We start from the raw sequence: 20,125 nt of genomic DNA, 5'->3' as shown, positions 1-20,125 counted from the left end.
GAGGGACCGATGAACCGCGCACCGATCATCCTCATCGTCGAAGACGACCGTGACATCCGCGACGTCCTCGCCGAGATCCTCGCCGAGGAGGGCTACCAGGTCCTCGTCGCCGAGGACGGCGCCGACGGCCTCAAGCGCCTGGCCGAGGGCCCCACCCCCGACCTCATCCTCCTCGACCTCATGATGCCGCGCATGGACGGCTATCAGTTCCGCGAGGAGCAGCGCAAAAACCCGGACTGGAGCGCCATCCCGCTGGTGCTGCTGACCGCCGGCGTCGAGACCTCCGACAAGATCACCGCCCTGGGCGCCCTCGACGTCGTGCGCAAGCCGGTCAAGATCGACTTCCTCCTCGACCTCATCGGCGGCGTGGTCCGCCGCGCCGCCTGACAGCCCGGCCGAGAGACGCCCACCCGAAGGCGCCGTGGCTTCGAGGTCAGCGAGCCGCCGCGCCGCGATCTCGAGCCGTCACTTCGAACTCGACGCCAGGATCGGGTACGTCTTGTGGAGTGCCGTCCAAGAAGACCAAGGCCCCCTCGCCCCGACGATCCACGCGAACGCTCGAGAGGCTGGCGAATCTCGTCCCCCATCCGCGCTACGGCACCGAGATCGTGCCCTCCGGGCAGGTCGGTGACGATGACCTGATCCCCGGGCCGCCGGAGTGGTCGAAGGACGTGACCTTCCCGGAGTCCGCGATCCCCGCCGACGTCCGCAAGCAGAACTTCTCGACGATGTCGCATCTGCATTGGTACGTGGACACGCTGCGTGACTGCTGGATGTGCAAACGGCCCTTCCTCTTCTTCGCCCGGGAGCAGCAGTACTGGTATGAGACGCTTCGCTTCCGCGTGGAGGCCGACTGCCACGAGTGCGTCGAATGCCGCGCGAGCCTGCGTACCGTCCGACGGCGATTGAAGCGCTACGGCGAGCTTGTGGGCAAGCGTGAGCTGACGGACGAAGACATGCTCGCCCTCGCTGGCGACGTGGCGTTTCTGTGGACCCATGGCCTCCTGCGCGATGAGCAGCGCCTTCGTCGGATCAGAAACCGAGCGCTTCGCCAAGTACCCGACGGCGCCGCCACCCGCGCGCTCGACAAGCTCGTGGCTTCGCTTCCGAAGTAGGCGGCCTCTACACCCTCCGCTCGACGCCCGGCGCGCGGCTCAGCGCCCCGCGTACTCGGCGAGCACTCGCGCACCGGCGAGCGTGCTGTGGCCCGCCGCTCGAACTTGCTCGTCCGTCCCACTCCGGTTTACTCGCCAGGAGTCCAGCGGCCGACCCCCGGGCGCACACCGTGGCCGAGGCGCGCTCACTCGAGCAGGAAGGCGGCCAGGCTCGGGTCCACGTACGGGTTCTCCTTGCCGCCGAGCAGCAGCACCGGTCCGGTGTCGAGCAGCACCGCCGCGACCGGGAACGTGGGCGTGGGCAGCGAAGGGCCGGGGGTGAGCGCGTCGCTGGTGGGATCGTAGAAGTGCGTGGCGATCCCCGGGTCGCTGCCCGGCTCGCCGACGATCCACACCCGACCATCGGCGAGCACGACGCCCACCGGCGTGTGGTTGAAAGCCATCTTCGGATCGGCCAGCTCCTGCAGGGCGGTCAAGGTGTCGGTCGCCGCGTCCAGGCGCATCAGCCACGGCCCCGGCAGGCCGCTCTGACCGGGGTTCCCGAGCAAAAGCACGCTGCCGTCGGGGAGGGTGAGCGCCTGCCGGCGGAAGTCCGTCCCGGCGCCAGCATCGGCGCCGATCGGTCGACTGCTGTTGCCGTCCATATCGATCACCTGGGGCCCCTGGACATGCCACGCAGCGTCGGACGAGCCGTTGATGCCGCCGAGCACGACGAGCTCGCCGTTGCCCCGCCACGCGGCCGAGAACACCGGGGCCAGGAAGGCGGAGACGAACGGAAACTCGAGCTCGACCGGCAGCGGTGTCGACATTCCGGTCGACGGGTCGAAGCGCTCGGCGACCATGAACGAATCGCCGAGGACGACGACGGTGTCGCCGGGCTCGGCGATCGCTATGATGTCGCGCCGCTCCTCGGTGAGCGCGCCGATGACCTCGCTGCCGAGGCCGTCGATATCGATGCGCTCGACGTCGAGGATCTTCGGCTCGGGCTCGCGGGTCGATCGCCCGGAGAACACGAGGACGCTGCCGTCGCTCAGGGCCGCGCTGTCGTGCTCGAAGCGCGGCTGCAGCAACTCGGGGCCGGCGACGAAGCCGTTCTCGCGGCGCCACAGCAGCGTGCCGGCGACCACGTCGGGGTCCTTGCCGGCGTCGGGTCCGTCGAGCGCAAGGCCGCCGATCACCAGCGCCCGACCGCCCGGCAGCGCCTCGAGGGAGAACGCGCCCCTCGGCGGCGGCGCCTCGAGCTCGACGACCTCCTCCTTGTACACGTACGGCCCGTCCGCGCCAGTCGTCGGGGCGCTCGTGTCGACGACGCTCGTCGAGCCGGAGCTCCCCATCCATCCGTCCGTCGACGCGTTCGTCGTCGTCGAAGCAGTCGCGCCCCCGATGCTCTCTGCCACCTCCGGACCGCACGACGCGAGCAGCACGCCCGCGAGCGCGACGGCCTGGGCCCTGCGCACCGGCCGGAGGTACTGCGCCCGGTCGTCGCTGCCGGCCATGCCCGTGCTGAAGCCGGAAACGCCCATCCCCGAGCCACTATAGCCCAAGTCACGACCGCGAGACGAGGACACCTCACTGCACGTTTCACGCGTCTTGATGCCGCGGCCCGGCGTGAGCTCGGGAGCTTCCAACATGCCGGGGACGATCGGCAACTCGAGGCTGTCCCAGCACGAGCCGCACCTGGCGACGCGGACGAAGGACCACTCGCCCTCCTGGACTTCACACCCGCCGCGCTGCCCCAGCGTCAGCTCCGCGGCGCCGCGGTCACCCCCGCCTTGCGATCGGTCGCCAGCAGCGCCGCGCTGATCGCCAGCACCGTCGCGCCGATCCAGGCGACCCGGTTCACCTCCTCGGCGAACAGCCAGATCCCGGCCAGCATCGCCAGCAAGACCTGCACGTAGCCCAGCGCCGTCGCCCGCCCGGCCCGCACCTGGTGCAGACCGACGGTCATGCTCTGCTGATGGAGAAACGTGCACACCCCGATCGTCAAAAGCATGGTCCACTCGAACGCGTCGGGCGGCACCCACGTCGACCACGCCCACGGCGCCGACAGCAGCGCCGCCACCAGCGCGTTGTAGAAGACCACCCGCGCCGGGTGTTCGGTCGATCGCAGCTCGCGGATCATCACGTACACGCCGGCGGCGATCAGCGCCCCGAGCAGCGCCACCGCCAGGGCGAACGGGTCGGAGCCCGCGGCCGCGGCGCCGAACAGCAGCGGCGGCTGGGTCACCAGCACCACGCCGGCGAAGCATCCGAATATGAAGACCGTCTCGCGGCCATCGAGCGCCTCGCCCAGCACCAGCGCCGCCAGCAGCAGCGTGAACACCGGGTGGATGTAATGAATGACGATCGCGTCGGCGATCGGCAGGTGCATCAGGCCATAGAAATAACAGACGAGCGCGGCGAACCCGAACAGCCCGCGCAGCGCCAGCATGGTCCGCCGCGTGCCCCAGACGGGGATGTCACCACGCGCGAGCGCCCCGCGGGCGAAAGCGACCGTCACCAGGCTGCGCACGAGAATCACCTCGGGGAGCGGAATGCGCGCCCCGACGAGCTTCGCCAGCACGCTGAGCCCGCTGAACAGCACCGCCGCGGCGACGAGGCGGATCACGCCGCGCTGCGTGTCCCCCGCCTCGTCGCGTCGCGGGTTCTCGACGACACTCAAGCGACATTGACTGTACCATGAGCTCACGACGATCGCATGAGCTTCGGTCCTTCCTACAAGCCCGTGCACGCCGCGATCGGCGATGACGCGGCGTGCGTCTCCGTCGGCCCGGAGCGCGCGGGTTGAGTCGTACCGGCCTCGCCGTCGATCCTGCGAATCGACACCTCATCGAGCTGCTGACCGGCATCTCGTCGGGCATCGCCTCGGTGAACGACCTCGCCGGCTTCGCGCGGGAGATCGAGCGCGCGCTCGACGAGCTGTGCGACGCCGAGTACATCGCGCTGTACCTGTGGGACTTCGAGGCCGGCCGGCTGCGCACCTTCGCCGGCCGCGGGTTCACGGCGGAGGAGCGCGCCGAGGCCGAGCGGACCGCGTGGGACCGCCACCCCGGCAGCGTCTTCCGCGAGCCGCGGCTGCTGCACGTCCCCGACGTCCTGCTCGACCACGACAGGCAGACCCAGAACAGCGCGCGCAGCTTCGTCGTGCGCTCGCGCCTGTTCATGCCGGTCATGTGCCGCGACGAGGTGCTCGGCGTCATCGGCCTCGCCTCCGGCACCCCGAATCGCTTCACCGACGGCGACATCGCCGTGCTCGGCTTCATCAGCCGCCTCACCGGCGTCGTCTACCGTCAGCTGCTCGACCGCACCGAACGGCGGCGCGCCGAGACCTCGCTGGCGACCACCGCTCGCCGCCTGCGGCTCGTCGTCGGCTCGCTGCCGATCGCGCTGCTCAGCCTCGACCCGGTCACGCGCCGGATCTCCCTCGCCGAGGGCGCCGGCTTCGGCCAGCTCGGCCTCGATCCCGTCCTGTGCCTCGGCGTCCCCGCCGAGGAGGCCCTCGCCGGCTTCCCCGCCCTGGCCGACGCCGTCGAGCGGGCCGTCCGCGGCGAGGCCGTCGCCGAGCAGCTGGCGATGCGCGAGCGCGTCATCTCGTTCCAGGCCGCCGCCCACCGCGGCGGCGAGCTGACCGTCCTGCTGTTCGACATCACCGACCTGCGCCGCGCCCTCGACGAGCTCACCGTCGCCAACAGCGACCTGCAGCAGGCGCGCGACCAGGCGATCGAGGCCACCCGCGCCAAGAGCTCGTTCCTCGCCGCCATGAGCCACGAGCTGCGCACGCCGCTGAACGCGATCATCGGCTACACCGAGCTGCTGCTCGAGGAGCACGCTGCCCGCGCCTCGCCCGGGTTCGCCGCCGACCTCGAGCGGGTCGCCGGCGCCGCGCGCCACCTGCTCGGTCTCATCAGCGACGTCCTCGACCTGTCGAAGATCGAGGCCGGCAAGTTCGCCATCCACCCCGAGGACATCGACCTCGGCGCCCTCCTCGCCAGCATCGACGCCGCCTGTCGCCCCGGTCAGCAGCGCGGCGGCAACCACTTCGTCCTCGACGTCCCCGACCCTCTGCCGGCCCTGCGCGCCGACGCCACCGCGCTCCGCGGCGTCCTCATCAACCTCCTCGGCAACGCCCACAAGTTCACCAGCCACGGCACCGTCACCCTGCAGATCCGCGAGCTCGTCGCGGCCGGCGCCCGCCGGGTCGAGTTCACCGTCGCGGACACCGGCATCGGCATGAGCGAGCCCCAGCTGCGCAAGATCTTCGACAACTTCACCCAGGCCGACGCCTCGATCGCCCGTCGCTTCGGCGGCACCGGCCTCGGCCTGGCGATCACCCTCAACCTCGTCCAGCTCATGGGCGGCGACATCACCGTCGCCAGCGAGCCCGGCCTCGGCTCCACCTTCACGTTCTGGCTACCGGGCGCGCCGGAGTGATGTCTCCGAGGACATGCCCGATAAAGCATGTTCTCCGAGACATCATCGGAGAAGATGTCCATCCGGCGCGCGGACGCCGGCGGAGCGCCGGGACTCAGGGCTTGTAGTACTCGAGATCGAAGCAGTAGAGGTGCTTGAACTCGGCGCACGAGGCGACGCCGGCCTGGGTGCGCAGCTTGTCGGTGGCCGCGGTGGTGCCGTAGCCGGCCTGGCGGTTGGGGTGGTTGCTGGTGAAGCTGAGGCAGCCCATGGTGTCGTCGTTCGCCCAGTCGCGGTTACCGCTCGCGGTCGTGTGCGTCCAGACCTCGACGTCGGCGAGCACCTCGCCCATCTCGGTCACGTTGATGGGCGCCAAAAGATTGGGCCCATAGACGGACGTGTTGCCGTGTGCGATCGACACCTTGTCGAGCCGGGCGACGTGGCCCATGATGCCGAGCTTGAAGGTGGCCTCGTGATTGGAGCTGAGCCAGGCGTCCCACGTGCCGCCCAGGCCGGCGGCGTTGGCCCGCTCCTGACACTTGGCGCGTGCGCCCTCGTCGTTGCCGAGGTTGCCGTCGTAGGTGGTCGACGTGACGAATACGCGCTTCGGGGTGGTGCAGGACGGGTTGCAGAAGTCGTCGTAGCTCTGGTTGCCGTCGTCACACCATTCGGACTGCTCCATGGTGTCCATGATGTAGCCGTCGCCGCACTTGCCGAGCTTGCAGGTGTCGATGCACTTGTCGGTGTTGTCGGCGTTGCCGTCGTCGCACTGCTCACCCAGGCTCGGCGAGACGAGGCCGTCGCCGCAGACGGGGAACTTGCACTTGTCGGTGCAGCCGTCGTCGGGATCGCCGTCCTGGAAGTCGTCGCACTCTTCGCCGGGATCGAGGTAACCATCGCCGCAGGTCACCGGGATCTCGAGCTGGCAGTCGCTGGAGCAGCCGTCGTCATCCTCGGAGTTGCCGTCCTCGCACTGCTCGATCGGCTTGGAGAGGATGCCGTCGCCGCAGATCGGCAGCTTGCAGGCGTTGGTGCAGGCGTCGGTCTGGACGTCGTTGCCGTCGTCGCACTGCTCCGTGGGGCCGACGAGGCCGTCGCCACACGCGGCGAGCTTGCACCCGGAAGTGCAGGGCTTGTCGTCGCCGTTATTGGTCCCGAGGTCGCACTCTTCGCCGGGGCCGTCGTAGGCGTCGCCGCAGACGTTGACCTTGCACTTGGGCGTGCACGCGGCGTTGGGGCCGTTGGCGCCGCCGTCGTCACACTCCTCGTCGGGTCCGACGACGCCGTCGCCGCAGCCCTCGAACGGGTCGCTCGCGGCAGTGCCGGTGGTGGTGGTCGAATCGCTGCTCGCGGAGCCGGGATCGGTGGTCACGTCGCCGGTCGTGACATCGCCGGTGGTCGCGTCCGAGGTCGGCGATCCGCCAGGACCTCCCGAGGTCGGCGCATCGGTGGTCGGCTCGCCGGTGCTCGACTGTGCGCCGCCGGAACTGTCGCCGCCGGTGCTCAGGGTCGCCTGCGGCTGGCCGTCGGAGCCGGACTGGCACGCGAAGCTCATCGTCAAAAGGACACCGAGCAGGTGATATCCGCCGCCACGCTCTATTTGCATGACGGGGACGATGACATCCGACGCGCCCTTCGGTCAATCGGGCTGGCTCGGCGAGCGCGGCGAGAAATTGCGGCGTGAAATGTCTCAGGCGCCCGCGCCCGGGTCGCTCGACTTGAGGCGGCGCCGCCACGCGCCGGGGGCCATGCCGGAGAACTTGCGGAACGCGTGGCTGAACGAGGCCTCGGACGAGTAGCCCGTGAGGAGCGAGACCTTCGCCAGCGGCGCGCCCTCGCGGAGGAGAGCCGCGGCGTTCTGCATGCGGAGCCGCGTGAGATAGCCGAGCGGCGGCTCGCCGACGAGCTCGGTGAAGCGCGCCGCGAACACCGAGCGCGAGAGGCCGGCTTCCTTTGCCAGAGAGGCCACCGTCCACGGCGCCTCGGCGCGCCGGTGCATCGCGCCGAGCGCCGCGGCGATGCTCGGATCGCGGAGCGCACCGAGGAAGCCGCCGCCATCCTCGGGCAAGCGCGCGAGGTACGCCCGGAGGATCTGGATGAACAGCACGTCCGCCATCCGGAGGAGGACGATCTCGGACCCGGGCCGGTTCGTCGCGATCTCCCGCGTGATGAACTGGATGTTGTCGAGGAACGACGGCACCGCCTGCTCCGCGTCGGGGGTCATCCGGATGAGCGGTGGCAGTGCGGCGAGGATCGGTGTGGCGAGCGGATCGTCGAGCACGAAGGCGCCGGTGATGAAGTTCGTCTCGGGGCCTTTCAGGCCGAGGTCGATGTGGATGACGCCATGGGTCGGCCGGGTGACGCATCGCGCGACCTCTTCGAACCTCCGGGTGGCGCTCCGCGGATGGTCGCGCAGCGCATGCGCGTGGCCGAGCGGGAGCACCGCGAGGTCGCCGCCGGAGAGCGCGACGCGCGGCTCGTCTGTCCTGTCGACGCTGAGCCAGGCGCTGCCGCGGACCACGTAGTGGAACCGGATGCAGCTCTTGACCACCGGCAGGGCGACGCCCCACGGCGCGCGCGCGACGGTGGAGACCCACCGCGTTCGTTGCAGCCGAACCGAAGCAAGGACTGCGCTCAGGGCGTCCATCGCTCGACAGCTTAACGACGGCGAGCCGCGGTGTCCAAGCTGCGCGGACGAACTCGCAATTTTTCCGGACGACTTCGCATGGTTCGTACGGATCGCCAGCCCCAAGAAGGACGCGTCGTTCTCGACGAAAGGAACATCATGTCCAGCAAGCTCGATCTCTCGCAGGAGTTCATCGGCCGCCGTGCCCTCGTCACCGGAGGCTCCCGCGGCATCGGCGCGGCGATCGTGCAGCGCCTCCTCGATGGCGGCGCCACGGTCGTGGTCGCCGCGCGCACGCGCAGCGACGTCACGCCCGCGGCGGCGACGTTCATCTCCGGCGACCTTCGCACGAGCGAAGGGGTGCAGGCGATCGCCGCACAGGCGCTCGCGGCCCTCGGCGGCCTCGACATCCTCGTCAACAACGCGGGTGGGTCGCGCGCCTTCTCCACCGGAGGCTCCGAGGCGATCCCCGACGACGAGTGGCAAGACGCCTTCGCGCTCAACCTCTTCTCCGCGGTCCGCCTCACGAACGCGGTCCTGCCGGCGCTCCGCGCCTCGAAGGCCGCCGCGCTCGTCAACATCTCGTCGACGGCAGCGACGATGCCGGCCGCCACGTTCGCGCACTACTGCGCCGCGAAGGCGGCGCTCGAGACCTACTCGCGCGCGCTCGCCGTGGAGCTCGCCGCGAGCGGCATCCGCGTGAACGTCGTGACGCCGGGGCCGGTGGCGACCGCCGGCGCGGACGACCTGCGGAAGCGCTACACCGACGAGATGGGCTTGCCGGCCGACGCGTTCGTCCAGCAGGTGCCGCTCGGACGCGTCGGCACCCCCGACGACGTCGCGGAGGTCGTCGCGCTCCTCGCGTCGGATCGCGGGAAGTGGCTGACCGGCGTGAACTACCGCGTCGACGGCGGACAGACGGCGCGATGACGGCCGCTCGCCGGCTGCTCCACGGCGGATCTCCGAACAGCAGGGCTTGTGCGAGGGATCAAGTCCCGTACCGCGTGGTACCGGGCTACTGCGGAATCAGCGTGAGGTCGAGGCCGCCCGGGTACCAATAGCTGGTGAACTGCCCGTATCCGTAGACCTGGACACCGAAGGCCACGTCGCCGCTGATGGTGTGGTCGCCGTCGGCGCCGTCGGGCAGCTCGACGCGGGCCACCGCGTAGCCCGTCGCCCCGATCGGCTCGAAGCCGGCGACGGGCGCCCCGTCGAGGGTCACCGTCGCCCCGTTCGGGGCGGTGATGTTGGCGAAGTTGCTCTCGTAGTTGGTCGGGGCGTGGAACGAATAGCTGCTTCGGTACTGCTCGAGCGGCACCGAGATCGTCATGGCAGGGTCGCCGGTGGCGCCGCCGGCGTCCTGGCCCAGCATGTACTCGCTGACGGCGATCTTGAAGTTCGCGGAGATCTTGAAGTCCACGTCGGTCTCGATCTCGGCGTAGTCGCCGGCCTTGGCGAGCGCCGCCGGGGCGCCGTTCTGCGGCGGGTCGTAGCTCAGGGTCGTGCCGTCGGTCGTGGCGATCACCCGGACCATCCGCGCCTTGATGAACGGGTCCTCGCCCGGCGGCTTCACCAGCGGCGTGGTGACGAGGTACTCCCTCGCCAGGTTCTCGACCGGCAGGTTGAGCTCCTCGAGGTGGTCGCAGCAGCACACGGACGTCGGGATGAACGTGCAGTAGTGGCCGCCGAGGACCATCACCGGCTTGTCGGAGACGACGCGGGTCCCCGTGAGGTCGGACGGGTCGGGCTGGTTCGGCGGCGGCGCGCCGTCGGCCGACAGCACCTGCAGGACGTCGCCCTCGTCGAGCATCACCATGCCGGTGCCGTCGGCCGCGACGCCGCCGCCGGCCCGGACGAGCCCGCCGGTCGCGGACGGGGTGACCGAGATCGCCGTGCCGTCCTCGCGGGCGACCACGGCGTAGAGGCCGGGGTTGCCGAAGTGGGTGTTGCGCCCGATCACCATCGTGTCGGTGCCCCAGACGTTGGTCGGCATGAGCAACGACGCGTCGTTGCTCATGGTGGACAGGCCGTCCTTCTCGTACTCGATGGGGCTGTACTGGTAGAGCGTGACCGGCCGGCTCGAGCGGACGCGGTACGCCCCGTCGACGACGACCTTGCTGCCGCTCCCGACCACGAGCTCGTCCACCCACGGCAGCGGGACGACCTCCACGCTGTTCGCCGGGACGAGGATGTCCATCACCGGGGCGTCGCCGCGGGTGATCGTGACGTCGGCGTCCTCGGCGGACACGTTCGAGACGACGACCGCGAAGGTGAAGAACGGGCCGACGGCGTTGGCCGTGACGACCGGGTAGTAGTCGCAGCCGATGTAGCTGCTGCCGAGCGAGGCCGGCGCGCACGCGCCGACGCACTGACCGTCCTGGCACGCGACGCCCTGGACCTCGTCGCAGACGGTGTCCACGTAGCCGCTGCCCTCGTCGTTGCAGTGGGTGGCGACGGCGCCGTCGCACACGCCCTCGCCCGGGACGCACGCCACGCAGCCGAGGCCCGGGGCGCACGCGTCCGGGCACGTCTCCTCGCCGTGAAAGCCGCCCATGCCGTCGCAGACCTTGGCGACGGCGCCGTCGCACACGATCGTCCCGTCGGCGCAGACGGGCTCGCCGGTCGTCTCGGTGGCGGTGCCGGGCCCCGTCGAGCTGTCGCTGTCGCTCGCGGTCACCGGCTCGGTGGTCCCCGGCTCGCTCGTCGGCGCGGTGGTGGTCGTCGGTGCGCTCGTCGTCGGTGCGGCGGTCGCCGCCTCGCTCGAGCCGGTGCTGCCGGTGGTGGTGACGACGGCGTCGGTCGTCCCGGCGCCGTCGTCGCTGCAGGCGGCGGGGAGCGCCGAGAAGGTCACCGCGAGGGCGCGCGTGGTCCACGGAGTGCGGGTCATCGCCGCGACGGTACCCCGTTCCCGACGGGCGGCGGATCGGGGCATCCCAGGACGGCCGCACGGCCGTCGGCCGCGCGCCCCGTCATCCTCCCGGCATGCTGTCGCAAAGGACACCTGCCCCGCCGCGCTCCCGGGGAGACCGGCGCGCGGCCCTCACCCGAGCGCGCGCTCGAGGTTGAACGCGCTGCTGATCAGCGACAAGTGAGTGAACGCCTGCGGGAAGTTGCCGAGCGCCTCGCCGTGTTCGCCGGTCTCCTCCGAGAACAGCCCGAGGTGGTTGCCGTAGCCGATCATGCGCTCGAACAGCAGGCGGGCCTCCTCGAGCAGCGCCGGGTCGCCGCGGCCGGCCCGGGTCAGCGCCTCGACCAGCCAGAACGAGCACATGTTGAAGCTGCCCTCGCGGCCGGGCAGGCCGTCGGGCAGGATCTCGGGCTGGTAGCGGTAGACGAGGCCGTCGGACACCAGCCCGCCCTTGTCGGGCGAGCGGCGGATCGCCGCCAGCGTCTTCAGCATGCGCGGGTCGTCGGGCCCGAGGAAGAACACCAGCGGCATCAGCAGCGCCGAGGCGTCGAGCGAGCGCTCGTCGAACGCGGCCACGAAGGTCTGCAGCTCGTCGCTCCAGCCGCGCTTGAAGATCGTCTCGTAGATGGCGTCGCGGGTGCGGTACCACTGCTCGCGCGGGGCCGGGAACGAGCGCTTGTCCGCCAGGCGCAGCGCCCGGTCGAGCGCCACCCAGCACATCACCTTCGAGTTGACGTTGTGGCGCATGCCGCTGCGCGGCTCCCAGATCCCGTGGTCCGGCAGGTGCCAGCTCTCGCCGACGTAGTCGACGATCCGGCGCAGGTGCATCCACGCGTCGTACGAGACCGGCTTGCTGTACTTGTTCGACAGGTACACCGCGTCGAGCAATTCGCCGTAGATGTCGAGCTGGACCTGATGGTGCGCCGCGTTGCCGATCCGCACCGGCCGCGCGCCGCAGTAGCCGTCCAGGTGCGGCAGCTCGTGCTCGTCGATGCAGCGCACGCCCTCGACGGTGTAGATGAGCCGCAGCGGCGCGCCGTCGGGCGCGGGCGGCTCGTGGTAGCGGCGGTCGAGCCAGCCCATGAACGCGTCGGCCTCCTGGGTGAAGCCGACCCGCAAGAACCCGTAGATCGTGAACGCCGCGTCGCGCATCCACGTGTAGCGGTAGTCCCAGTTGCGCACGCCACCTGGCTCTTCGGGCAGCCCGCAGGTCGGCGCGGCGACGATCGCCCCGGTCGGCTCGTAGGTCAGCAGCTTGAGCGTCAGCGCCGAGCGGTGCACCGTCTCGCGCCAGCGGCCGCGGTACGAGCAGCGCGACAGCCAGCGCCGCCAGTACGCCACGGTCCCGCGGAACAGCGCCTCCGACTCGTCGGTGTCGGGGCCGCGCGGGCACTCGGGGCAGCCCTCGTCGCCGCCGCGGAACACGAACACCGCCTGATCGCCCTGGTGCAGCTGGAAGCGAGCCTGCACCCCGCCCCGCTCGGCGCCCGTGAGCGGCACGCTGGCCGACAGCGACATCGTCAGGTCGCGCGAGCGGAACACCGCGCCGTGCCCGGTCCGCGTCACCTCGTGGCTCGCGCGGGCGTAGTCGAAGGCCGGCCGGCACTCGACCCGCACCCACACATTGCCGCGGACCGCCCGCACCCGGCGGACGATCTGGTGGTGCCAGCCGTGATCGGACTGATCGCCGACCGGCATGAAGTCCTCGAGCTCGACCACCCCGCCGGCGCAGAAGAACCGCGTGATCAGGATGTTGGTGTCGGGCCAGTAGAACTGCTTCGACGGCGCCGCCTGGTCCTCCGCGCAGATGCTGAACTCGCCGCCCTTCTGGTCGTCCAGCAGCGACCCGAACACGCTCGGCGAGTCGAAGCGCGGGTGGCAGAACCAGTCGATCGTCCCGTTCTGGCCGACCAGCGCGACCGTGCGCATGTTGCCGATGATCCCGTGGTCGTGGATGGGCAGATACGCCATGCGCTCACTCCTGGTGGAACCACGTCATCCCGCCGTCGACGAAGTACGTCGAGCCCGTGACGTACGCCGCCTCGTCGGAGGCGAGGAACAGCGCGATCGCGGCGACGTCGCCCGGCTGCCCCAGCCGCTGCAACGGGATCCGCGCCAGCAGCTGCGCGCGCCCCTTCGGGTCCGCGGTGACGTCGCGGTTGATGTCGGTCTCGATGGCCCCCGGCGCGATCGCGTTGACGGCGATCCCGCGGCCGCCGAGCTCGACCGCGAGGTCGCGCGTCAACATCCGCACCCCGCCCTTGGCCGCGCAGTAGGCCGCGTGCCCCGGGAACGACAGCTCCTCGTGCACCGAGCTGATGTTGACGATCCGCCCCGGCCGCTCGTGCTTCAGCCACCGCCGCACCACCGCCTGCGACACGAAGAACGTGCCCTTGAGGTTGGTGCCGATCACCCTGTCGAAATCGGCCTCGGTCACCGCCTCGAACGGCGCCTGCACCTCCATGCCCGCGTTGTTGACGAGGATGTCGAGCGAGCCGAGCGCCTGCCACGCCTCGGCCACCAGCCGCTCGCAGTCCCCCGTGCGCGACACATCGGCCCGCAGGATCACGGCGCGCCGGCCCACGCCCTCGATCGCGCGCGCGACCGCCTCGGCCTCCTCGGCGTGGCCGCGGTAATTGACCGCGACGTCGGCGCCCTCGCGGGCGAAGCGGAGCGCGATCTCGCGGCCGATGCCGCGGCTCGAACCGGTGACGAGGGCCTTCTTTCCGCTCAGTCGCATGCGACCTCCCGACGACGCGAACACGTGAGGCTGCAGCCGCGGCCGACCGATCGCCGGCGGCAGACCCGGATTGCACTCACTGACCCTGCGAGGCCGTCATCGCCGAGCTCGCCGCTCGATCGCCCGCCGCCGCTCCGACCGGCCTCGCCCGTCGATCGCCCGCCGCGGTCGTCCGCCGGCTCGCGGCGACGTTCGTGTCGTGTCTCCTCGCTCGCGCGCATCGCCCATGTGTGAAGCACCCGCGCCGCGCGAGCACGCGAGCGAGGGCGACGGCGGCCTTGCACCGCTGCAGCGCCGCGTTCGCCGGCTCGCCGCCGAGGGCAGCTCTCCGTCCGCGGAGTTGACGCGGCCGCCCGCCTGCGCTTGTCTCACCGCGATGGTCATCGTCGTCATGGGTGTGTCCGGGGCCGGCAAGACCACCGTCGGCCAGCGCCTCGCCGCCGCGCTCGGCGCCCGCTTCGTCGACGCCGACGAATTTCACACGCCCGCGAACCTGGCCAGGATGGCCGCCGGCGTCCCGCTCGACGAGGCCGACCGCGCCCCCTGGCTGCACGCCCTGGCCGCCGCGATCGACGGGTGGTTGCAGCAAACCGGCGACGTCGTCCTCGCCTGCTCGGCCCTGCGCGCGAGCCACCGCCAGGCGCTGCGCCGCCACCCCTCGCGCGTCGTGTTCGCGTACCTGCAGGTCCCGGCGGACGTCGCCCGCGACCGCCTGCTCGCGCGCCGCGATCACTTTTTCAAGGCCGACATGCTCGGCAGCCAGCTCGAGACGCTCGAGCCCCCCGACGACGCGCTCACCGTCGACGCGTCCCAGCCCGTCGACACGATCGTCGCCGAGCTCGTCGCCCACCTCGCGGCGCGGCGGACGACCTGAACTCGTCCGACCCGACGAATCCGCTCCTTCAGCACCCATTCGTCGGCGCCGGCGGTTCATTCGTAGTCGTAGATCGTCGGCATCGTCTCGGGGAACGCGGCCGCCTCGACGGGCCCGTGGCCGAACAGCGCCGTCAACCGGGCGCAGCGCTCGGGCTCCGCCGCGGCGTCGCAGCCCTCGTACGCCTCGCGCACCGCCGCGAAGGCGACCTCCTCCCAGTCGGGGAAGCGCAGCGCGTCGGACACGAAGGCCTGCGGGTACCGGGGCTCGCTCACCTCCTCGGCGTGGCATACCCCGCAGTTGGTGCCGTCGACCCCGTCGAAGATCCGGGCGAACGGCGCCTCGGGACCGAGCAGGTCGTCGAGGGGGAACGCGATCTCGGCCTTGATCGATCGCGTCGGCGCGACGTGCTCGCCGAACTCGAGCAGGTCGAAGCCGTGGCCGTCGACCGCCACCGAGAGGACCAGCTCGCCCATGAACAGGAACAGCCGCGGGCTGTGGTCGCCGACCGCGGGCTGCAGGCTGATCATGCTGCGCGTCGCCGCGATCGCCAGCGGTCGCTCGAGCCGCTCGAGGAAGCAGTCGAGCGTGAGCGGCCGCGGCAGCTCGTTGATGAAGGCCAGCGCCTCGGCGATCGTGCGCGGCGACGCGGCGAGGCTCGTCGGCTCCGCGCACGCGGTGGGCGGCGGGAGCGGCTCGCCGGTGGTGGTCGGGGCCGCGTCGGTGGCCTCGCCGGTGGCCGGCTCCCCGCCCGACGTCTGGGTCGCCGCGGACCCGGACTCGCTCCCCTGGCTCGTCGCGGACCCGGCCGCGCCCCCGTTGCACGCCGCCACGAGCCCGAGCAGGGCGCCTGCGAGCGCGCGCATCATGAATTGCCTCGCCACCTCGGCGGTCACCATAGCGCCCGCGCGCGTCCGGCTCAATCCGCCGCGACCGGACGCCGCGAGGTGCCGCGCCCCCCTTCCACGCGGCCGCGCTGCGCAGGCCGCGAGCTCCGCACGCGCGGCCAAGACGCGGCGCGACCCGAGGACGTCGCCCGAGCGAGGAGCCGCGGCGCGGCGCGACCTCGCAGCGCGGTCGTCGTCGATCGACGACGGCAATGACATGTCCGTTTGGACAGGCCGCACCAGTGCAGGCCGACAGCTCGCATGTACCGGATCTGCGCCCCCGACGTCCGCACCGGCCACGGACGCGCACGACGTCAGCCGCCGGCGCGCGCGCGATCCGGCGGACCGCTCGCGCGAACCGATCGGGCGGCCCGGTAGGTCCCGACGGCGTCCCGGCCGGCCGAATCACATGTCCCTTCGGACAGAAGCCGGCCGCCGTCCGGGCGCCTTGAATCGCGGCCGGACAGCCTCGTCCGGCTCCGGCGCGAGCTTCGGCGACCTGCGAGCCTAACCGCAGCTCCCGAGGCCGGCCACACAGGCCCCCTCGACGCAATGACCGGAGGCGCACGCGCGCGACTCGTCGCACGCGGCCGCGTCGGCGAGCGGCGCCACGCACAGCCCGGCCGTGTGATCGCAGCGGCTGGCCGTGCACGCCCCCGCCGCCTCGCAGCTGTCCCCCGGGCCCGGCAGGGCCAGACACGCGCCGTCGTGGCAGACCGCGCCGCTGCGGCAGCGGTGGGTGGCGTCGCAGGTCTCGCCGGCGGCGACGAAGGTCGGCGGCGTGCAGGTCCCGCCGGCGCACGGCGCCCCGCCGACGCAGCGATCGACGCCGACGACGCAGCTGTCCCCGAGCGCGCGCAGGGCGTGGCAGGTCCCGTCGACGGCGCAGTGGCTGTCGGGGCCGCAGGCGACGTCGCCCGCCGTGCAGGCCACGCCGTCGCCCACCACCGGCAGGCACACCCCGCACAGGTCGTGCAGGCCCGGCGCGTCGAATTCGTCGACGCCCGTCACGCTGGTCGGCGGTCGGAGGAGCGACACCGCCGCCCGCCTCGGCACCGGCTGCTGGTGCTGCGTCGCCTCGTAGTCGGGGAAGCCGACGATCCCGTAGTTGCGCTCGATGAAGTCGGACTTCTCCGCCAGCGCCAGCAACTCGTGGATGATGATGGCCTCGACGTGCGGGTGGGCCGCGGCCTCGGCGATGATGCGGTCCTTCCAGGCTTGCTGCCCGGCCTCGTTCTCCTCCGGGGTCATGCTCTCCTTCGGGCGGAAGTTGGTCTCGGTGACCCACATCTGCTTGCCGAACAGCGCGTGGAGGTGATCCCAGATGTTGGTGTACCCCCACTTCTGCTCGGCCGCCCCCGGCATCTCCGAGTACCAGTGCCAGCCGAGGATGTCGAACTCCGCGCCCTGCTCGATGAAGTACTGCACCTCGTAGGTCGGCATGAACCCGGCCGTGTTGATCATCGTCCGCGCGTCGGGCTGCACCGACTTGAGGCCCTCGTCGACGCCGACGATCCACCCCGCGGCCGGCGGCAGCTTCTCCTCGTAGTAGTCCGACGCGGCGGTCCCGTCCTTGCCCGGCTTCAGCAGCTTGTCGAACAGCTCGAGCTCGTTGCCGAGCTCGTAGACCTGGAACAGGTGCCCGTAGCGGGTGGCGATGCCCACGCCCTGGGCGAAGCCGCGGTCGTAGTTCTCCTCCTGGCTCAGCGCGTAGTCGATGCGGTCGTAGATCATCGGCAGGAGCGCGATACCCTGCGCCGCCGCGAGCTCGGCGATGGCGATGAACTTGTTCTCGTTGATGCTGGCGCCGTCGGCCGTGAACGCGGCGTCGATGCGGTACCACGAGAAGCCCATGTGCGTCAGGTAGTGGACCTGCTGCGCGTAGGGGACCGCGCCTCCGTTGGCGTTGTAGGCCACCGTGTTGAGCGGGTGGCCGCCGACGCCGACCGCGAGCTCCCGCAGGCTGCACCGCGTACCCGCGCCGCAGGTCCGCTGGGCCACGTCGAAGCCGCACGCCTCGCCCGCGCCGTGGAGCCCGCGCCACACGTCGACGCACGGCCCGTCGAAGTCGCGCACCTGCTCGTCGCAGGCGACCGCATCGAGGTGAACGGCGCAGGCGTCGAGGCCCGCGCGCGACAGCTCGATCGCCCCCGCGGCCGCCAGGCTGGCCCAGCGCGGCTCGTCGACCGCGTCGCAGTGCGCCAGGTACTGCGCGCGGCAGCTCGCCGGATCGGCCGCCTCGGTCCGCCCGCAGCGCAGGTGAAATGCACACACCGCGTCGACCACCGATTCGCAGTACTCCAGGGGATCGACGGCGTCCGGCAGCTCCTCGCCCCCGGTCGTCGGATCGGTCGTCGACCCCTTCGTCGCGGTCGGCCCGGTCGACGAGCTCGTCGTCGACGTCGGCGGGCCCTCGGTCGGGCTCCCCGTCGCGCCCGTGCTGTCGCCCGTCGCCGCCGTCGCCTCGCTGGCGACCTCCGTCGCCGTCGTGTCGGTGGTCGTCCCGGTGGCGTCACCGCACCCCGCCGCCAGCCCCACGAGCACCAATTTCGCTGCCCATCCCGTTCGCGCCATGCCCAGCCTCCCTGGCTCGACGTCTACAGCAGCAAGCGTTCGGCGCAGATCGGGCATCTCGCCACGACGCACCCAGCCCCGTCCCGACGCGCGAGCGGGTCGCCCACGTGTCACGCGCGAGACACTCGCGACTCACGAACCGTGCGTCGTGCCCGACCGACGCGTTCGCTCGTCCCGCGAGCCGGCTGCTCCCGCGTCCCTCGTACCCGACCGACGCGTTCGCTCGTCCCGCGAGCCGGCAGCTCTCGCGTCCGCCGTGCCCGACCGACGCGTTCGCTCATCCGCGCCGCGCTCCGGCATTTTCGCGCGCCTCGTGGCCGCCGTGGCCTCATGGCCCCACGCACACGCCCCTGCGACGGAAGAGTCCGTGCGCTCGCACCGGCTCGGCCCTACCCCGCGGCGTGCACCTGCAACTCGCCGACCCCCTGGTACGTCCCGTACAGCGTCGGCGAGGTGTAGATGCGCACCGCGTAGGTCCCGGCCGGCAGAGGTCCGCAGGCGACGTCGACCTTGCGCGTCCCGGTCAGCGCGCACTCGATCGCCTGCGAGCTGTCCTCGGGGACAGCCTTGACGATCAGGTTGCGGGCGCGCGGGTTGTCGAGGCTCATCGCGAATTCGCGCTGGACCGTCACCTGCGAGCGGCGCGGCTCGAGCAGCTGCAGCCCGTCGGCGAAGAACTTGGGCCGCATCATCGGCTGGCGGGCGAACTCGCCGCGGGTCAGCGGCTGCTCGCGCAGCTGCCAGGCGGGCTCCTCCGGGAAGTGGGTCACGCCGATCAGCGCCGGCGGCACGAAGAGATAGTCAGAGCGGTACTCACGGACGAAGGCGCCGTCCTTGAGGTGGCCCGAGTCCCAGGTGGCGTCGATCAGGTACCAGCGGCCGTCGACGCGCGCGGCGTTCCACGCGTGCGACTCGCCCTCGACCTCGCGCGACAGCCCGCGGGCGTCGCCGACGACGACCACCACCTCGTCGCCGGTGACCGCGGCGATCGCCTTCATCAGGTTGGCGTAGCCGGCGCAGACGGCCAGGCGCGAGGCGAACACCGCCTCGGCGCGCTGGTCGGGGTAGACGTCGCGGTTCAAGTACGACGCCGCGTCGTAGGCCAGGTGCGTGGCGACGAAGTCGTGGATCGCCTTGATCCGCCGCGCCGGATCGGGCTCGCTGGCCGCGAGGTGGCGGCCGACGGCGTCGATGCTGGCGCGCGCGTCCTCGGGCATCGCCAGCACCGCCGGGTGCACGACCGCCGGCGACGGCCAGGTCGGCCCCGCGAGCGCCGGCGTCGGCGGCTCGATCGCCGGCTCGGGCACCTCCGGCGCCGGCGTCGGCTCGGCCGTGGGCTCGGGCTCGCGCTGCGGCGGCCGCTCCCACGGATCGCTCCACGCGTCATCCACCGGAGCGGGCTGCGGCGCCGGGGCCTCGGCCGGCTTCGACTCGATCAGCTCCGCGTACTGATTGTCGTGCGCCGCCTCGTACAGCCACTGCAGCCCGTCGGCCGCCTGCAGCAGGGCCCCGCGCGCGCGGTCCGCCGCCGGGCTGGTTACGCCCTCGAGGAACCAGTCGCCGCGCGTCGAGATCGCCGTGAACGCCGCCTCGGGCCGCGACCACAGCAGGGCCGCCAGGAACGCCAGGTTGACCGTCAACGTGCGCAGGACGATGCGGTCCCACGTCGTCAACACCCGGCGGTCGCGCTTCGCCGCGGATCGGCGCCGCCGCAGCAGCTCCGACAACATGTCCCATGCGACAGGTACGATCGGGAACAGCAGCAGCCCGGCCACGCACACCAGCCACACCGGACCGTTGCGGTAGGCCGCCAGCGACGACGCGACCCACACGCCGAGGGCCGGCGCCACCACCACCAGGGCGGCCCAGCTCGCGCGAAAGAGCCAAAATAGCAGGGTTCCGAGCCAGCTCAGCCGCGCACGGGTCATCCTGGCCCAGCCTAGCACGGGCTCGCCGCGCGCGCCGCGATCGCCGGCTCGGGCGGCGCCGGC

At 71.7% G+C, this 20,125-nt stretch carries 15 protein-coding genes; 5 read left to right on the top strand and 10 right to left on the bottom strand.

The genetic code is table 11. The annotated features are described in order from the left end of the window. The first annotated feature begins 9 nt into the window (after window positions 1-9). Both K7C98_RS42425 and K7C98_RS45375 read left to right on the top strand, forming a co-directional pair. The gene (locus tag K7C98_RS42425; RefSeq protein WP_224197669.1) at window positions 10-387 is read left to right on the top strand and encodes a response regulator transcription factor; all 378 of its coding nucleotides are present in this window, start codon (window positions 10-12) and stop codon (window positions 385-387) included. Between the two features lie 119 nt (window positions 388-506). Further along, window positions 507-1,115 carry a zinc-ribbon domain containing protein gene (locus tag K7C98_RS45375; protein ID WP_224197668.1) on the top strand — a complete coding sequence of 203 codons (609 nt, stop codon included), beginning with the start codon at window positions 507-509 and terminating at the stop codon, window positions 1,113-1,115. Between the two features lie 185 nt (window positions 1,116-1,300). Here K7C98_RS45375 and K7C98_RS42415 read toward each other — a convergent pair whose 3' ends face one another. Further along, a complete protein-coding gene (locus K7C98_RS42415; RefSeq protein WP_224197667.1) occupies window positions 1,301-2,638 on the bottom strand; it encodes a hypothetical protein in 1,338 nt (445 codons plus the stop codon). Between the two features lie 218 nt (window positions 2,639-2,856). After that, window positions 2,857-3,777: a DMT family transporter gene (locus tag K7C98_RS42410; protein WP_224197666.1), complete on the bottom strand. Its 921-nt coding sequence runs from the start codon at window positions 3,775-3,777 to the stop codon at window positions 2,857-2,859. Window positions 3,778-3,899: 122 nt separating this feature from the next. Here K7C98_RS42410 and K7C98_RS42405 point away from each other — a divergent pair, with 122 nt between their 5' ends. After that, a complete protein-coding gene (locus K7C98_RS42405) occupies window positions 3,900-5,546 on the top strand; it encodes an ATP-binding protein (RefSeq protein ID WP_224197665.1) in 1,647 nt (548 codons plus the stop codon). Between the two features lie 94 nt (window positions 5,547-5,640). On the opposite strand, the gene K7C98_RS42400 is transcribed toward K7C98_RS42405, so the two are convergent. Both K7C98_RS42400 and K7C98_RS42395 read right to left on the bottom strand, forming a co-directional pair. After that, window positions 5,641-7,080, bottom strand: a complete 1,440-nt coding sequence (locus K7C98_RS42400; protein ID WP_224197664.1) for a DUF4215 domain-containing cysteine-rich repeat protein — start codon at window positions 7,078-7,080, stop codon at window positions 5,641-5,643. Window positions 7,081-7,215: 135 nt separating this feature from the next. Further along, a complete protein-coding gene (locus K7C98_RS42395) occupies window positions 7,216-8,172 on the bottom strand; it encodes an AraC family transcriptional regulator (protein WP_224197663.1) in 957 nt (318 codons plus the stop codon). A gap of 138 nt (window positions 8,173-8,310) precedes the next feature. On the opposite strand from K7C98_RS42395, the gene K7C98_RS42390 reads away from it, so the two are divergent. Then, entirely contained in the window at window positions 8,311-9,081 is a 771-nt protein-coding gene (locus tag K7C98_RS42390; RefSeq protein WP_224197662.1) for an oxidoreductase, read from the top strand. Window positions 9,082-9,166: 85 nt separating this feature from the next. On the opposite strand, the gene K7C98_RS42385 is transcribed toward K7C98_RS42390, so the two are convergent. From K7C98_RS42385 to K7C98_RS42375, 3 genes are all read right to left on the bottom strand, one after another. Further along, window positions 9,167-11,038, bottom strand: coding sequence for an IgGFc-binding protein (locus K7C98_RS42385; protein ID WP_224197661.1), 1,872 nt, complete (start codon window positions 11,036-11,038; stop codon window positions 9,167-9,169). 153 nt (window positions 11,039-11,191) lie between these two features. Then, a complete protein-coding gene (locus tag K7C98_RS42380) occupies window positions 11,192-13,030 on the bottom strand; it encodes a glycoside hydrolase family 15 protein (RefSeq protein ID WP_224197660.1) in 1,839 nt (612 codons plus the stop codon). 4 nt (window positions 13,031-13,034) lie between these two features. After that, window positions 13,035-13,799 carry a glucose 1-dehydrogenase gene (locus K7C98_RS42375; RefSeq protein WP_224197659.1) on the bottom strand — a complete coding sequence of 255 codons (765 nt, stop codon included), beginning with the start codon at window positions 13,797-13,799 and terminating at the stop codon, window positions 13,035-13,037. Between the two features lie 226 nt (window positions 13,800-14,025). Between K7C98_RS42375 and K7C98_RS42370 the strand changes: the two genes are divergently transcribed. Continuing rightward, on the top strand, window positions 14,026-14,673 hold the full coding sequence (locus K7C98_RS42370; RefSeq protein ID WP_224197658.1) for a gluconokinase: 648 nt from the start codon (window positions 14,026-14,028) through the stop codon (window positions 14,671-14,673). Window positions 14,674-14,729: 56 nt separating this feature from the next. Here the strand turns inward: K7C98_RS42370 and K7C98_RS42365 are convergent, their stop codons facing one another. The 3 genes from K7C98_RS42365 to K7C98_RS42355 form a co-directional block, all read right to left on the bottom strand. Continuing rightward, the gene (locus tag K7C98_RS42365; RefSeq protein WP_224197657.1) at window positions 14,730-15,539 is read right to left on the bottom strand and encodes a hypothetical protein; all 810 of its coding nucleotides are present in this window, start codon (window positions 15,537-15,539) and stop codon (window positions 14,730-14,732) included. Between the two features lie 528 nt (window positions 15,540-16,067). Next, a complete protein-coding gene (locus K7C98_RS42360; protein WP_224197656.1) occupies window positions 16,068-18,134 on the bottom strand; it encodes an EB domain-containing protein in 2,067 nt (688 codons plus the stop codon). Between the two features lie 389 nt (window positions 18,135-18,523). Beyond that, a complete protein-coding gene (locus tag K7C98_RS42355; RefSeq protein ID WP_224197655.1) occupies window positions 18,524-20,062 on the bottom strand; it encodes a transglutaminase domain-containing protein in 1,539 nt (512 codons plus the stop codon). Window positions 20,063-20,125: the final 63 nt, after the last annotated feature.

Origin of the sequence: Nannocystis pusilla (genome assembly GCF_020073745.1) — a bacterium.
Classification (GTDB): Bacteria; Myxococcota_A; Polyangia; order Nannocystales; family Nannocystaceae; genus Nannocystis; species Nannocystis radixulma.
The sequence above is the reverse complement of the archived record's forward strand: the minus strand, read 5'-3'. Positions and strand labels throughout refer to the sequence as shown.

What these genes read in the sequence shown, in the direction of transcription:
- K7C98_RS42360 (WP_224197656.1), bottom strand. Translation starts at nt 18,134, where the DNA reads ATGGCGCGAACGGGATGGGCAGCGAAATTGGTGCTCGTGGGGCTGGCG.
- K7C98_RS42375 (WP_224197659.1), bottom strand. Translation starts at nt 13,799, where the DNA reads ATGCGACTGAGCGGAAAGAAGGCCCTCGTCACCGGTTCGAGCCGCGGC.
- K7C98_RS42400 (WP_224197664.1), bottom strand. Translation starts at nt 7,080, where the DNA reads ATGAGCTTCGCGTGCCAGTCCGGCTCCGACGGCCAGCCGCAGGCGACC.
- K7C98_RS42415 (WP_224197667.1), bottom strand. Translation starts at nt 2,638, where the DNA reads ATGGGCGTTTCCGGCTTCAGCACGGGCATGGCCGGCAGCGACGACCGG.
- K7C98_RS42380 (WP_224197660.1), bottom strand. Translation starts at nt 13,030, where the DNA reads ATGGCGTATCTGCCCATCCACGACCACGGGATCATCGGCAACATGCGC.
- K7C98_RS42365 (WP_224197657.1), bottom strand. Translation starts at nt 15,539, where the DNA reads ATGCGCGCGCTCGCAGGCGCCCTGCTCGGGCTCGTGGCGGCGTGCAAC.
- K7C98_RS42355 (WP_224197655.1), bottom strand. Translation starts at nt 20,062, where the DNA reads ATGACCCGTGCGCGGCTGAGCTGGCTCGGAACCCTGCTATTTTGGCTC.
- K7C98_RS42395 (WP_224197663.1), bottom strand. Translation starts at nt 8,172, where the DNA reads ATGGACGCCCTGAGCGCAGTCCTTGCTTCGGTTCGGCTGCAACGAACG.
- K7C98_RS42390 (WP_224197662.1), top strand. Translation starts at nt 8,311, where the DNA reads ATGTCCAGCAAGCTCGATCTCTCGCAGGAGTTCATCGGCCGCCGTGCC.
- K7C98_RS42370 (WP_224197658.1), top strand. Translation starts at nt 14,026, where the DNA reads ATGTGTGAAGCACCCGCGCCGCGCGAGCACGCGAGCGAGGGCGACGGC.
- K7C98_RS42425 (WP_224197669.1), top strand. Translation starts at nt 10, where the DNA reads ATGAACCGCGCACCGATCATCCTCATCGTCGAAGACGACCGTGACATC.
- K7C98_RS42385 (WP_224197661.1), bottom strand. Translation starts at nt 11,038, where the DNA reads ATGACCCGCACTCCGTGGACCACGCGCGCCCTCGCGGTGACCTTCTCG.